We start from the raw sequence: 14,039 nt of genomic DNA on the forward strand, positions 1-14,039 counted from the left end.
TTCTCGATTTCAAGTCTCCATCCTTGTTCTATGTACGTGCTGACGGTCGACCAACGCGGCAGTCGCCGCGACATCGATCGCGTCGCAGATCTGCTCGTCGAACTCCGCGACGCTCCACTGCTCCGCAAGTTCGAACGCACCGCCGGCGACGAAGTCCAGGCCGTGGCCGACGACTCCGGCACGGTGATCGATCTCGCATTGGATCTGCTCGAGCGGGACAACTGGAGTGTCGGCATCGGGATCGGCCCCGTCGAAACACCGCTTCCCGCCCAGACCCGAGCCGGTCGCGGTCCCGCATTCGAGCACGCCCGCACCGCCGTCGAACGCGCCAAGAATGCGCCGGGCCGAATCGCTGCCGACGGCACCGATGCAGATTCGGCAGCCGACGTCGATGCAGCCCTGACTCTCCTCGCGACAATCGTGGTGCGCCGCACCGATCAGGGCGTCGAAGCCGTCTCGCTTGCGCGCGCCGGACTGTCCCAATCCGAGATCGCCACCGAACTCGGCATCAGTAAACAGGCCGTGTCCCAGCGCCTGCTCACTGCCGGGTGGCAGGCCGAACTCGCCGGCCGTCTGTTGCTGCGCCGACTCCTCGAAAGGGCCGACCGTTGACTGTCGCCTCCCTGGTGCTCCTCACTGTCGCAGCCGTCGCGCCGGCACTGTCGTTGATCCCGCGTCTTCCGGTGTGGGTCGGGGCGGCGGTCACCGCACTCTCGCTCGGCGCCGCGGCGCTCACCGCTGCCGCCACCGATCCCGCTCAGGGTTTCGCGCTCGGGGCGACGCTCACCCTCACCACCATCGTTGCCATCACCGGCGGCGGACCGGCCGTGCTCGTCGCATTCCGGATCGCCCGGCGGCAACCCGACGCGGGACCGACCCCGACACCGCCACCGGGACCTCTGCGCGGCGGCCGGGTGATCGGCGTGCTCGAACGCGGCGCAGTCGCCGCATCGATCCTGGCCGGCTGGCCGGAAGGCATCGCGATCATCATGGCGGTCAAGGGCCTGGCCCGGTATCCGGAACTGCGCGAACCGCAGGCATCCGAGCAGTTCATCATCGGTACGTCGACGAGTGTGTTGTGGGCGGCCGCGGCATGTGGGGTCGGCCACGCCTTGATCACTTGAGTTCTCACCGACACAGCCGGACTGGCATACTTGCAGGCGCAACTGAATATGCCATTGAACTGCGGCGGGAGAGTCCCGCATCTGCGGGCGCCGAAGGAGCAACCTCCCGGGAATCTCTCAGGCCCACAGACCGCCGCACGCGAGGCAACTCTGGAAAGCAGTCCTTCGGGGCTCACCGACGGTGTAGGCGGATCCGACAGGATCCGTGAAAGCTCTCAGGTCCGATGACAGAGCGGGGAACCACCGTCCCCGGTGCGTGAAGCACCCTGTCCGGAGGAAGTTCCGTGGCTCTGACCGTCGGCGCGCCCCTGCGCGTCCAGCCTGTTCCGTCCCTCGTCACACCGTCGTCCACTCCCCCGCCGTCGCGGCCGAGCCCGAATCGACGACTCGGCATCGCGGCGATCGTGATCTCCGCGACCGCGATGGGCGCCGCAGGATTGTTCGGTCGCATGGCCACCCCACCCGGCGCCGCGCTCGGCGAGGCCCTGACACTCGGCCGTATGCTCGTCGGCGCCCTGGGCATGATGCTGCTGATCGTCTTCTCGCGCCGACTCGGCGCAATCCGCCGCACGCGGCTGTCCCCGTCGATCGTGCTCGGCGGCGTGTTCCTCGGCCTCTCGCTGGCCACGTATCTGTCTTCCACACTGCTCACCGATCTGTCGCGGGCCGTTGTTCTGCACTATCTCGGTCCGCTCATCGCAACGGTGCTGGCCAGGGTCCTCCTCAAGGAATCGATCACGCGTCTGGACGCGCTGTCGCTGGTCACCGCGTTCGCCGGGATGCTGCTGGCCGCCGGACTGATCGGCGGTGCCCCGCCGGCAGGGTCCGACCACGAGACCCTGGGCACGGTGCTCGGTGTCGCGTCGGGCCTCTTCTACGGTCTGGCGCTGCTGTGCTACCGGTATCGCTCCGACATGCCCGCCGACGTTCGCAGTTTCTGGAACTTCACGTTCGGCGCCGTCGCCACCGCCGCGATGGTCGTGGTCACCCGCCCGGATATGACGGGGATGACCGCCACGAACTGGGCGTGGGCCGCCGGCTTCTTCGTCGTGTGCGGTCTGCTCGCGCTGGGTCTGCTGGTCATCGCGGGCAAGCATCTGCGGGCCGCGGAACTGTCGGGGTTGTCGTATCTCGAAGTCGTGGTCGCGTTGATTCTCGGGGCCCTGGCGTTCGGCGAATCGATCTCACTCCTCGCCACCCTCGGCGCCGGGATGATCATCGCGGCGATGACGCTCCCGCTCGCGACCGGTCGCCGGCGCCGCAGGAAGATTCCCGCAGCGCAAGTCGGATCGCAGGAATGACAACGTCGCGGCCCGCACATCGGATGTGCGGGCCGCGACGGGTACCAGCGGAAGCGCTACTGCTGTTGGGGCGGGTACTGCTGTTGGGGCGGGTACTGCTGGGGATCCGCTACCCGCTCCGACTCGCCGGTGGGCATCCACCCGTCTTGTGCAGGCTGTGACTGCGGCAATGCCTGCGGCGGCGTACCTGCGGTTTCGCCTGCCTGGTGCCGCGGAGCCGATCCGGGCACATCGGGATCGACCGGCTTGCGCGCTACCGCCTCTGCTTCGGCGACGGCTTTCGCCACGGCCGGGTCGCTCTTGGTGGTGAACCAGTCCTCGACCTCCGCCGAGTCGTCCTCGGGGCGCTGCAGATCCTCCTCGACCGGGCTCGGCTCGAACCGGAACACGCCGTCGCTGCCGGGCGCACCGAGGTTCTTCGCGAACCCCTTGAGGGCATCGCCGAAATCGCTGGGCAGCAGCCACACCTTGTTCGCGTCGCCCTGCGCCATCTCCGGCAGGGTCTGCAGGTACTGGTAGGCAAGCAGTTCGGGTGTCGGTTTGCCTGCCTTGATCGCCGCGAACACCTTCTCGATCGCCTTCGCCTGGCCCTGCGCCTCCAGATAGCTGGCCGCACGGTCGCCCTGGGCACGCAGGATCCGCGACTGCCGATCGGCTTCCGCCTCGAGGATCGCCCCTTGCTTGGCGCCTTCCGCCGACAGAATGCGGGACTGCTTGTCGCCCTCGGCGGTCTTGATCGCGGCTTCGCGGTGCCCCTCGGCGGTGAGGATCATCGCGCGCTTCTCGCGGTCCGCTTTCATCTGCTTCTCCATCGATTCCTGGATCGACGGCGGCGGATCGATGCTCTTGAGTTCGACGCGGGCGACCCGCAGCCCCCACCTGCCGGTGGCCTCGTCCAGCACCCCGCGGAGCTGCCCGTTGATCGAATCGCGAGACGTCAAGGTCTCTTCGAGGGTCATCCCGCCGACCACGTTGCGCAGGGTGGTCACGGTCAGCTGTTCGACAGCGGCGATGTAGTTGCTGATCTCGTAGACCGCGGCCTGCGGATTGGTGACCTGGAAGTACACAACCGTGTCGATGCTCAGCGTCAGGTTGTCCTGGGTGATCACCGGCTGCGGCGGGAAGGACACGACCCGCTCACGGAGATCCACCTTCGCCCGGATCCGGTCGACAAACGGTACGAGGAAGGTCAGCTGACCCGACGCCGTTCGGTAGTACCGGCCGAGTCGTTCGATCACCGCCGCCTCGGCCTGCGGCACCAGCGACACCGATTTCGCCACGACCAACACGACCAGTGCCACCACCACGGCGAGCACGATCAACGCTTCCATCCTCTACACACCCCTCCATACGACGGCAGTAGCGCCGTCGATCTGCATCACTGTCACGGTCGTGCCGGGTTCGTACACTTCGGTCGCGTCGAGCGCCCGCGCGGTCCAGATATCGCCGTCGATCTTCACGCGGCCCGACCTCTCGTCGACCTGCTCCAGAACCACAGCGGGTTTTCCCGGAAGCGCATCTATTCCGGTCGGCAAGGCGGGCGGCGTGGCATACCGGCGGCGGAGCGCAGGCCGTACCCCCAGCAACAGCAGTAGCGACGCTGCTCCGAACACGATCGCGTCGGCCCACACCGGGAAGTCGGTCGCCGCCGAGACACCGGCGGTTACGAGTGCGGCTCCCCCGAGCATGAGCAACGCGAAGTCCCCGGTCAGCGCTTCACCCGCAGCCAGAGCCACTCCTACGATCAGCCATATCAACGCCGCCACAGCCCCCATCGAACCACAAAACGGACATGCCAGCAGCGGCGCTGGTAGGAGCGGTTCGGATCCCGGCGGGCACGGTCCATCTCGGCGGTACTGCACCGGCGAGCCGGTCGAGCGGTGGATCGTCACCGGTACCCGCACGCAACCCGGAACGGTTGTGCGCGAATGAAATCGACGCTCAGGACAGCACCTCACGGGCATCCGTGCGAAGTGGTGCTGCCGTGGAGCGGGCCGGTCTTTTCAGCCCTCCCCGGGTTCGGTGACGAAATCGACGAGCCGTTCGACCGCACCGATGAGGTTCGACTCGAGGTCCCGGAACGAGTTCACCGCCGAATACACGCGCCGCCAGCCGTCCTGCGGTGTACCCCAACCGAGTTCGCGGCACACACCCGTCTTCCAGTCCTCACCACGTGGGATGGTGGGCCAGGCAGGGATTCCGAGGGCTTTCGGCTTCACGGCCTGCCACACGTCGATGTACGGGTGGCCGGTGACCATCACGTGCGGGCCGAGATTCGTGGTGAGTCGTTCTTCCTTGGAACCGGTGACGAGGTGATCGGCGAGGACCCCCACGCGCCGACCCGGACCCGGTTCGAACTCCGCGAGCCGAGCACCGAGATTGTCGAGTCCCTCGAGTTGTTCGACGACGACACCTTCGACGCGCAGGTCGTGGCCCCACACCCGCTCGACGAGCGCAGCGTCGTGCACGCCCTCCACCCAGATGCGACTTCCCCGAGCCACGCGCGCCCGCAATCCCTCCACGCGCGTCGATCCGGAGGCCGACACCGCGGGTCGGGCAGTAGGACGAGCCTTGGGCCGCACAAGCGTGACGGGCGCACCGTCGGCAAGGAACGCGGCCGGGCGCATTGCGAACAGACGCGTCCGTCCTTGCCCGTCCTCGAGTCTGACGAAGTCTCCGTCGTAGGTCTTCTCGAACCCTACGATCGCTCCGCACCATCCCGTCGCTGCGTCCTCGACGACCACACCGCGGTCGGCGGGCAGTTCCGGGACAGGCTTCTTCTTCGTGCGGGCGTGGCCGGCGAAGATGTCGCCGCCGTACATGTCGCGTGGGCTCACGCCGTTCCACGTTAGGACATCGCCGACGGGGGGTGCTGCCGCCACGCCGAGCGTCTCCGCCCGCCGTCGCCGTATGCTGCTTCGGTGAGTTCTCCGAGTCTGACCCTGACACTGTGGGGCGGGTCGTGGCTCTCCGGCCACACGTCCATCGACGACATGATCGACGCACTTCAGGTGTGGGCACCGCTGCAGTTGGTGGCAGCGCACGACGAACCCGCATCCGTGGCCTCGGGGGTGACCCTCGAACCTGTCGTCGGCGCCGCTACGTTGTCGGCTGTCATCCGCCGGGCCGCCCCGACGGATGGTTCGGGGATCCGATTGGTCCTTCCGGCGCCCGGTGATGTGCAGGGTCTGCCGACCGGAACCACCTTCGCGAGGGCGGCGCTCGCGGGTGGACAGGGTGTGCTGGTGGGCGTCCCAGGCGCCCCCGGACTCGGACTGGTGCCGGTCGTCGAGGGACCGGATGTGCTCCGCTGGAACGTTTTCGCTGTACCCGAGCTTCCAGAGCCGTCTGCCTGTCCGGGCCTCGGTGAGGCCGAGTTCACGCTGCGGGAAGCTGTCCGCGGTGCGGCGGAGACCCTCACCGGCATCCGAACCGTCGGCCTCGACGGCCGGCGCACCGACCCGCGTGCCGAGATCGCCGACGCCGTGGCCGAGCAGGCCCGCCACCGGTATCCGGACCACCTGCCGGCGCGGGCCGTCCGAATTCTCGATTCGGCCGATCAGGTCGCAGCGATCCTCACCGTGGCGTCCGGAGGCCGGGGCCTCCAGGCCGGTTCGGCGTCTGCAGTGTCCATGCGCGAGGAGGCGTTGCGTCCGTTGTGGACGACGGTGCGCACCGCGCGTCTGACAGCAGTGACCGCAACGTTGGAAAGCTGGCACAGGAGTGACCGGGCGACGGGCAGATGAGAAACGGACATCGCCGCGCCGGGCCGGTACACGGTGTCCGTGTGTGTCACCGCCGGCCTTCGCGAGTTGACGGAGATCTGACGCGGTGAACTCGGCTGGTCGGAGGCCAGTCGATAGTGCTGCGCCGAAGGACAGATTCAGTGGGCGGCCGGTCGGGACGGCCGGCGGGGCGGTGCACAACAGTCGACCGCGCACAAGCGCCCGTCGCAACCCACACCCAGCAATGGTTCGGAGCCACGGCGTCTCGGCGAAGCCGAGTCCATCTGTTCCTGCACCAGTTCCCGGACCAGTTCCGCAAATCGTGGATCCGTTCCCGCAGTGCCGGCCCGAACGAACGCCATCCCGAGTTCCTCGGCTCTTTCGCGGGCCTCGGTGTCGAGGTCCCACACCACCTCGAGGTGGTCGGAGACGAATCCGATGGGCGAGACGATCACGGCGGTCACTCCCGACCCGTGCAGGCTGTCGAGGTGGTCGACGATGTCGGGTTCGAGCCACGGTACCTGCGGCGGCCCGGAACGGGACTGCCACACCAGGTCGTATTCGGCGACTCCGACGGCCTCCGCGACGAGACGCGCGGCCTCGGACACCTGCCTGCTGTAGAGGTATCCGCCCTCTTCTGCGGGACCGCCTGCCGCGTCGGTGGCGGTGGGGATGGAGTGAGCGGTGTACACCAGCCGTGCGGTGTCGCGCACGTCGTCGGGCAGTTCGGTACGGGCGGCCCGCACCGAGTCGGCTACCGCTTCGATGAACAACGGGTGGTCGTGGAAATGACGCAACTTGGTCAGCCGTGGAGCGTTCTCCACTGCTTCCCGGGCCCGGGCGATGTCCTCGTGGTACTGACGGCAGCCCGAGTACCCTCCCCACGCGGACGTGGCGAACACCAGGGCGTTCTTCACACCGTCGTCACGCATCTGCGCCACGGTGTCCTCGATCATCGGGTGCCAGTTCCGGTTGCCGAAGTAGATCGGCAGGTCGATGCTGTGCGCGTCGAGTTCGGCGCGCACAGCATCGATGATCGCGCGGTTGAGCGCGTTGATCGGCGAGACACCACCGAAGTGGAGGTAGTGCTGGGCGACGTCGTCGAGGCGTTCCGGTGGGATGCCCCGTCCTCGGGTGACGTTCTCGAGGAACGGACGCACATCGTCGGGCCCCTCGGGACCACCGAACGACAGCACCATCAAGGCGTCGTACGGCTCGGAGGTGTTTCCCATCGACTCGGCCCTTCTGCTCGTCCGGTTGTCAGGCGCCGAAACCGACCTGGGAATGGAAGCCGCCGTCGACGTAGACGATGGATCCGGTGGTGCCGGGCAGCCAGTCGGACAGCACGGTGCACACGGTCTTCGCGACCGGAGTCGGATCGTCGACGTCCCAGCCGATCGGCGACGCGGCCGCCCAACCGTCGTTGAGCTTGTTCATCTCGGCTCCGGGCCCGGTGGCATCTCCGGCGATCGCCTTTGCAGCGAGGGTCTTGATCGGGCCGGCAGACACCAGATTCGAGCGGATGCCGCGCGAGCCGACTTCCTTCGCCACGTATCGGTTGACGGATTCGAGGGTGGCCTTGGAGACACCCATCCAGTTGTAGAACGGGACGGCGCGGGCGGGGTCGAAGTCCATTCCGACGATGGAGCCACCGTCGTTCATCACGGGCAGGACGGCCTTGGCGAGCGCGGCGTACGAGTACGCGGACACCTCCACGGCCACCGCGACGTCCGACCAGGGAGCGTCGAGGAACGGGCTTCCCAGGCACGAGCGCGGCGCGAAGCCGATCGAGTGCACGACACCGTCGAGACCTTCGGGAACGAGTTCACGGATCTTGTCGGCCAGGCCCTCGAGGTGCTCGGGGTTCTGCACGTCGAGTTCGACGGCGGGCGGCACCGGCTGCGGCAGCCGCTGCGCGATGCGGTCGATCAGCCGGAGCCGGTCGAATCCGGTGATGATCACTTTCGCGCCCTGTTCCTGCGCGACCTTCGCCGTGTGGAACGCGATCGAGGCATCGGTGATGATGCCGGTGACGAGAATGGTCTTGCCTTCGAGCAGTCCGCCCATGAGTGTGTCGATCCTCCAGTGAGTTTCGGTTGTGGTCCGGTTGGCGGGCTGCTAGTGGCCCATGCCCATACCGCCGTCGACGGGGATCACCGCGCCGGAGACGTAGGCGGAGTCGTCCGAGGCGAGGAAGCTGACCACCGCGGCGATGTCCTCGGGTTTGCCGAGTCGCTGCAGCGGGATGAACTTCTTCGCCATGTCGCGCATGTCGTCGGACAGATCGGCGGTCATATCGGTCTCGACGAAGCCGGGGGCGACGACGTTGGCGGTGATCGACCGCGAGCCGAGCTCACGGGTCACCGAGCGTGCCAGGCCGATGACGCCGGCCTTCGAGGATGCATAGTTGATCTGGCCTGCCTGACCGGCCATGCCGACAACGGAACCGAGGAAGATCATCCGTCCCCAGCGCGCCCGCAGCATCGCGCGGTTGGCTCGTTTGGCGCACCGGAACGCGCCGGTGAGGTTCGCATCGAGGACGTTCGTGAACTGGTCTTCGGTCATGCGCATCAGCAGGGTGTCGTCGGTGATTCCTGCATTGGCGACCAGTACCTCGACCGGCCCCTGGTGTTCTTCGACCTCGGTGTATGCGCGGTCGACGGAGTCGCTGTCCGTGACATCGCAGACGACGCCGAACAGGTCTTCGGGCACGCCGGATCCGCGGTGGGTGACGGCGACCTTGTGTCCGTCCGCCTGGAGGCGGCGGGCAACGGCAAGGCCGATGCCCCGGTTTCCTCCGGTGACGAGGACCGAACGGGGGGTGGTCACGTGCCGCGACGGCGTGGCGCTGGTTGCGTCAGTCATGCCGACAAACCTATCTGGTAGGGACTCGAGTTTCGAAAAGACACCGCTGGTGCCACAACGGGCGTCAAGGCAGCCGCTGACGGAGCACCATGGCGGCGATCAGCCCCCCGGCGACAGCGAAGACACCGAGCATCAGCCACGGACGGCTGGCGTCGCCGCGGGTGGTCTCGAATCCGATCTGCTCTTCGAGGGTGTCGTAGGCCCCCTCGAGTTCTTCGAGGCTCGATGCTGCAAAGAAGCTGCCGCCGGACAACTCGGCTATCTCCTCGAGCGACGGGTCGTCGACGGGGACCGGGATCTGTTCGTCTTCGATCGTCACGCTGCCGTACTGGGTCCCGAACGAAATGGTGGACACCGGGATGCCCTTCTCGGCTGCCTGGCGGGCCGCGGTGAAGCCGCCGCGGGGATCGTCCGGGCTTTCGGGCACCGTCTGCTTTCCATCGGACAACAGGACGATGCGGGCGGGCGGTGCCTGGTCGCCGCCGCCGAGGACCGCAGCGAGGGTCTCGATGGATTGCATCGAGGTGAAGATCGCTTCGCCGGTCGCAGTGCGTTCGCTCAGTTGAAGGTGGTCGATCGCGGTCTTCGTCGCCTCCCTGTTGGTGGTAGGTGAGACGAGGACCGACGCCGTACCGGAGAAGGCGACGAGCCCGAGGTTGATGCCCGGGGTGAGATCGTCGGCGAACGACTTGGCCGCTTCCTGTGCCGCCGCCAATCGGGATGGAGCGACGTCGGTGGCTTCCATCGACAGCGACACGTCGATCGCGAGGACCACCGTCGCGCGGTTGCGGGGAACACGCTGCTCCGAAGTGGGCCCGGCCAGCGCGACGGTCAGCAACGTCAGTCCGACGAGCAACAGTGCAACCGGGATGTGCCGCGCGCGTCCCGGCCTGTCGGGTGCGACCTTTTCGAGCAGTTCGAAATTGGTGAACCGGAGGGTGTGGGCGAGCCGGCGGCGTTGCACGAGGACGTATCCGACGGCGAGTGCCGCGACAACGACCAAGAACAGCAGCCACCACGGGGAGGCGAAACCGGAAAAGCTCATCGTCGCCCCTGTCCTGCGCCGATGCTGTGCCTGCGGGACGCGACGAAGCGGACCACATCGCCGATCCAGTCACGGTCCGTGCGCAGGCTCAATCGGGGTGCGCCACACCGGCGCAGCGCCTGTTCCACTGCGGCGCGGTGGTCGGATGCCGCCTGCGCGAAGTCGGCCCGCAGTTGCGCGGTGGTGGTGAATTCGCGAGTCCGGCCGGTCTCCGGATCGTGCAGTACCACGTCGCCGAGATCGGGGAGTTCGAGATCTCGCGGGTCGAGGACCTCCACGGCGAGTACGTCGTGCCGACCGGACAGGGCCCGAAGCGGTCGCTCCCAATCGATGGGTCCGAGGAAATCGCTGATGACCACGATGAGTCCGCGGCGGCGCTGGGGCCGTCGAAGTGAATCGATGACTCCGCGCAGATCGCCGCGGGTGCCGTCCGGAGGGTGCGGGGTGGTGGCGATCGTTCGCAGCATCGACTGTGCGTGCAGACGCCCACCGCGGGCAGGCATGCGTACGAAGTCGCGGCCGTTGGACACCACAGCACCGATGCGGTTTCCGCCGCCCCCGGTGAGATAGGCGATCGCAGCGACCGAAGCGATGGCGAGGTCGCGTTTCTCGCAGCTTCCGGTACCGAAATCGAGGCTGGCCGACAGGTCGAGCGCCAGCCAGGTCTCGAGTTCACGATCGGCGACGGTCTGGCGGACGTGCGGGTGGGTGGTGCGGGCGGTGACCGACCAGTCCATCTGCCGGACGTCGTCGCCGGGCTGATATTCGCGGGCGTCGCCGGGCTCGGATCCGGGGCCGGGAATCAGACCGAGGTGATCCCCGTGCAGAACGCCGTCGAGGCGGCGCCGGACCGTCAATTCCAGCGTGCGCAGCGCGGCGGTCAGCTCGGGTTCACGCAATTGACCGGCACGGAACGTCGGCGGCGACCCGGGGGCGCGTTCACTCACCGGGGCGCCGCACCCGCCTCGGGTGCGGTGGAGGGCGCGCCGGCACGTGCCGGCTGCGGAGCCGACGCGAGAGGCGCGACCTGCGGCAGCCCGACGGTCTGCAGAATCCGGCCGATGATGTGATCCGGCGAGACGTCGTCGGCGAGCGCATCGTAGGACAGCACCAACCGGTGGCGGAGCACGTCGGGGATGACATCGACGATGTCCTGAGGAATGACGTAGTCACGTCCGCGTACCAGTGCGAGGGCACGGGCAGCGGAGATGATGCCGAGCGTCGCGCGGGGTGATGCGCCGTAGGCGATCCAGCCCTGCACATCATCGAGGCCGACTTCGGCGGGCGCACGGGTCGCGAAGATCACTCGCACCACGTAGTCGACGAGCGCATGGTGCACGAACACGCGGCTTGCGACCTTCTGCAGGCGGATCAGTTCGTCGCTGCCGAGGATCTGCTTGGGCTCAGGCGCGGCGACACCCATGCGGTAGACGATTTCCCGCTCTTCCTCGACGGTCGGGTAGTCGACGAGAACCTTGAACAGGAACCGGTCGCGCTGCGCTTCCGGGAGGGGGTAGACGCCCTCGTTCTCGATCGGGTTCTGGGTTGCCATGACGAGGAAGGGGTCGGGCATCGGGAAGGTCTTCCCACCGATGGTCACGTGCCGCTCGGCCATCACCTCGAGCAGCGCGGACTGCACCTTCGCGGGGGCGCGGTTGATTTCGTCGGCCAGGACGAAATTCGCGACGACCGGGCCGAGTTCGGTGTCGAACTCTTCACGACCCTGCCGGTAGATCCGGGTGCCGACCAGGTCGGTCGGGACGAGGTCGGGGGTGAACTGCACGCGGGAGAACGAACCGCCGACGACCTTGGCGAAGGTTTCCACCGCAAGGGTCTTGGCCACCCCGGGTACGCCTTCGAGCAATACGTGGCCGCGCGCGAGGACGCCGACGAGCATTCGCTCGACGAGCAGATCCTGTCCGACGATGACCCGCTTGACCTCGTAGATGGCCCGTTCGAGGAGCCGGACTTCCTGTGCAGGGTCGACAGCTGTCGCCGCGCCCTGCCCGTCTCGGTTCCGTCCGTCGGGTTTCGGGCCGTCGTTGCGCAGCGGGGCCGGCTGCTGTGCCTTCGTCGTGTTCACTGCACTGTTCGCCGCAGGCGCGTTCCCCGCCGGGGCATTCGCCGCGTTGTTACGCTCGCCGCTCTTCTGGACGGTCGAATCGCTCTTGTCGTTCGACCCTGCAGTCCCCGACGTCCCACCCTCGCGTGAGGTCACCAACAATCCACCGCTTTCGCCTGTCGCTCCGCTGGAAACACCTGCCGGCACCACTATTGCAGGTACCGGTATTCCGTGTCGTCACCCCTGCGCGACGTGCGTCGCGTTGCCGTCACGACACCATGCGCACCACATACGGTGTCATGCCGTCCCAGCGTACCGGCGAGATCTTCACGTGCGCACCCGACTGCGGCGCCTCGAGCATGGTGTCGTCGCCGAGATACAGACCTACGTGCTGGCTTGCGTTCGGTCCGTAGAAAATCATGTCTCCGCGTTTCATCTCCGAGGCGGGGACCTGTGTACCAGCGGTGTATTGGTACCCGGTGTAGTGCGGGAGGGAGACGCCGATTCCTGCGAACGCATAGATCATCAGTCCGGAACAGTCGAAGCCGACTTTGTTGTAGTCGCCGTAGCTGTCGGCGACACCACCGTCCCGGATTCCTCGGGTGGGGCCGGTCTCGTCACCGCCACCCCACGCGTAGGGCACACCGATCTGCGAGAGCCCTCGGTCGATCACCGTTTCGACGGCAGCAGCCCCGGTCAGTGTCGGACGCTGGGTTGTGCGTGGGGACGAGCGAGGGCTGGACTGGCGAGGTGTCGACGGACCCGTTTCGTCGGCGGGGTCGGGGTTCGTCCACTCGCCGACGTCGTCGGACTCGTCGATGCCGGTGTCGGCGTCTGTTCCAGTGCCGGCGTCCGTGTCGTCGGACTCGGTTCCGGTGCCGTCGGATTCGGTCGGTTCGGTCTCGGCGACTTCCGTCTCGCTGGGCGCAGTCACTGTCGGCGCCGGGATGTCGAGCTGAGTGTGGGGCCGCTGTCCGTTCGAGAGTTCTGCGGCACGCGCTCGCGCGGCGGCGTCCGCAGCCACCCGCACCGCTGCTTCGGATGCGGCCTGAGCAGCGACCTGCGCGGCCGCCGATGCGGCAGCTTCCTCCGCGCGACGACGATCGTCCCACGCCACATACTCCGCGCGCTGCCCTTCGAGCCCTGTGACATTCGTCCGTGCCTGGTCGAGTGCGGTCTGGGCCTGTGCGCGTTCCTGCTCGATGCGTTGTTTCTCGCTCGTCTGCGCCTCGAGCGCCGCCCGAGCGGTCGAAATGGCGGCTTCCGCCTCGGATCGGCGTTGTTCGGCAGCGGTCGCGGCGGCGTCGGCGTCGAGCTTCGCCGCGCGGGCCCGGGAGTTGCTGTTGGCCTCGGTGGCGCGGGCACGCTCCAAGGCCTCCAGCACCGCGGTTCTGCCTGAGGACAACAGCCGCATCACCTGTGCTCGGTCCAGAAGATCGTCAGGTCCGTCCGTCGAGAGAAAAGATGCGAGCGATGCGCCGTTGACCCCCTGCGTGTAGCTGCTGCGTGCGAAGTCGTCGAAATCGTCCTGCGCGTGCCGGATCCGGGCTCCGGCATCCTGCAGTGCCAGTTCCGAGGTGGCGACCTCTTGCGCGGCCGCATCCGCGGCGTCGCGAGCCGATTGGAGATCCACGAGTGCACGGTTGACGTCTTCGCGCTTGATCGCCACCTGCGCGTCGAGTTCGGTCAATTGCTGGTCGGCGTCTGCAATCTGCACGATCAGTGACCCGATTCGGTCGACGCCCGAACTCACCGCGGCGCCTGCAGCGTCGAGTTCCGACTCGCTCGGATTCGGTGGCGGGGGTGGCACCGCGCCTGCAGTGGACCCGAGCCCGACGACCACTGTCGTGATCAGCCCCAGCCCCGCCAGTAGCCGCGGAATGCGCCGCGCTGTTGGAGAGGACACACCCCGATCCC

At 67.6% G+C, this 14,039-nt stretch carries 14 protein-coding genes and 1 riboswitch; of the genes, 4 read left to right on the plus strand and 10 right to left on the minus strand.

What is annotated here, in order from left to right; translation table 11 throughout:
• Positions 1-30: 30 nt before the first annotated feature.
• The 3 genes from MWU77_RS20410 to MWU77_RS20420 all read left to right on the plus strand — a co-directional run bounded on the left by MWU77_RS20410 (position 31) and on the right by MWU77_RS20420 (position 2,425).
• Complete coding sequence (locus MWU77_RS20410; RefSeq protein ID WP_247274632.1) at positions 31-612, plus strand: SatD family protein; 582 nt, start codon at positions 31-33, stop codon at positions 610-612.
• The gene (locus tag MWU77_RS20415) at positions 609-1,124 is read left to right on the plus strand and encodes a hypothetical protein (protein ID WP_169690530.1); all 516 of its coding nucleotides are present in this window, start codon (positions 609-611) and stop codon (positions 1,122-1,124) included. Before MWU77_RS20410 ends, MWU77_RS20415 begins: the two co-directional genes overlap by 4 nt.
• Positions 1,125-1,179: 55 nt before the next feature.
• Positions 1,180-1,267, plus strand: a riboswitch (glycine riboswitch).
• Between the two features lie 141 nt (positions 1,268-1,408).
• Positions 1,409-2,425 (plus strand): DMT family transporter, encoded by a 1,017-nt coding sequence (locus MWU77_RS20420; protein ID WP_247274633.1) that lies wholly within the window; start codon positions 1,409-1,411, stop codon positions 2,423-2,425.
• Positions 2,426-2,481: 56 nt separating this feature from the next.
• Here the strand turns inward: MWU77_RS20420 and MWU77_RS20425 are convergent, their stop codons facing one another.
• From MWU77_RS20425 to MWU77_RS20435, 3 genes are all read right to left on the minus strand, one after another.
• A complete protein-coding gene (locus MWU77_RS20425; RefSeq protein WP_247274634.1) occupies positions 2,482-3,756 on the minus strand; it encodes an SPFH domain-containing protein in 1,275 nt (424 codons plus the stop codon).
• 3 nt (positions 3,757-3,759) lie between these two features.
• A complete protein-coding gene (locus MWU77_RS20430; protein WP_247274635.1) occupies positions 3,760-4,200 on the minus strand; it encodes an NfeD family protein in 441 nt (146 codons plus the stop codon).
• Between the two features lie 228 nt (positions 4,201-4,428).
• The gene (locus MWU77_RS20435) at positions 4,429-5,247 is read right to left on the minus strand and encodes a DUF3097 domain-containing protein (RefSeq protein WP_281499514.1); all 819 of its coding nucleotides are present in this window, start codon (positions 5,245-5,247) and stop codon (positions 4,429-4,431) included.
• A gap of 99 nt (positions 5,248-5,346) precedes the next feature.
• On the opposite strand from MWU77_RS20435, the gene MWU77_RS20440 reads away from it, so the two are divergent.
• Positions 5,347-6,171 carry a hypothetical protein gene (locus MWU77_RS20440; RefSeq protein ID WP_247274637.1) on the plus strand — a complete coding sequence of 275 codons (825 nt, stop codon included), beginning with the start codon at positions 5,347-5,349 and terminating at the stop codon, positions 6,169-6,171.
• Positions 6,172-6,308: 137 nt separating this feature from the next.
• Here the strand turns inward: MWU77_RS20440 and MWU77_RS20445 are convergent, their stop codons facing one another.
• The 7 genes from MWU77_RS20445 to MWU77_RS20475 form a co-directional block, all read right to left on the minus strand.
• Positions 6,309-7,382: a ferrochelatase gene (locus MWU77_RS20445; protein WP_169690534.1), complete on the minus strand. Its 1,074-nt coding sequence runs from the start codon at positions 7,380-7,382 to the stop codon at positions 6,309-6,311.
• A 28-nt stretch (positions 7,383-7,410) separates the two neighbouring features.
• A complete protein-coding gene (gene inhA / locus MWU77_RS20450; RefSeq protein WP_247274638.1) occupies positions 7,411-8,217 on the minus strand; it encodes an NADH-dependent enoyl-ACP reductase InhA in 807 nt (268 codons plus the stop codon).
• Positions 8,218-8,268: 51 nt separating this feature from the next.
• A complete protein-coding gene (gene fabG1, locus MWU77_RS20455; protein WP_169690536.1) occupies positions 8,269-9,015 on the minus strand; it encodes a 3-oxoacyl-ACP reductase FabG1 in 747 nt (248 codons plus the stop codon).
• A 64-nt stretch (positions 9,016-9,079) separates the two neighbouring features.
• Positions 9,080-10,060: a VWA domain-containing protein gene (locus MWU77_RS20460; protein ID WP_169690537.1), complete on the minus strand. Its 981-nt coding sequence runs from the start codon at positions 10,058-10,060 to the stop codon at positions 9,080-9,082.
• The gene (locus MWU77_RS20465) at positions 10,057-11,007 is read right to left on the minus strand and encodes a DUF58 domain-containing protein (protein WP_169690538.1); all 951 of its coding nucleotides are present in this window, start codon (positions 11,005-11,007) and stop codon (positions 10,057-10,059) included. Before MWU77_RS20465 ends, MWU77_RS20460 begins: the two co-directional genes overlap by 4 nt.
• Positions 11,004-12,278: a MoxR family ATPase gene (locus tag MWU77_RS20470; RefSeq protein WP_247274639.1), complete on the minus strand. Its 1,275-nt coding sequence runs from the start codon at positions 12,276-12,278 to the stop codon at positions 11,004-11,006. The genes MWU77_RS20465 and MWU77_RS20470 overlap by 4 nt, the downstream gene beginning before the upstream one ends.
• A 112-nt stretch (positions 12,279-12,390) precedes the next feature.
• On the minus strand, positions 12,391-14,028 hold the full coding sequence (locus MWU77_RS20475; protein WP_247274640.1) for an NlpC/P60 family protein: 1,638 nt from the start codon (positions 14,026-14,028) through the stop codon (positions 12,391-12,393).
• Positions 14,029-14,039: the final 11 nt, after the last annotated feature.

The sequence above is a fragment of the Rhodococcus sp. F64268 genome (genome assembly GCF_023015605.1).
Classification (GTDB): domain Bacteria; phylum Actinomycetota; class Actinomycetes; order Mycobacteriales; family Mycobacteriaceae; genus Rhodococcus.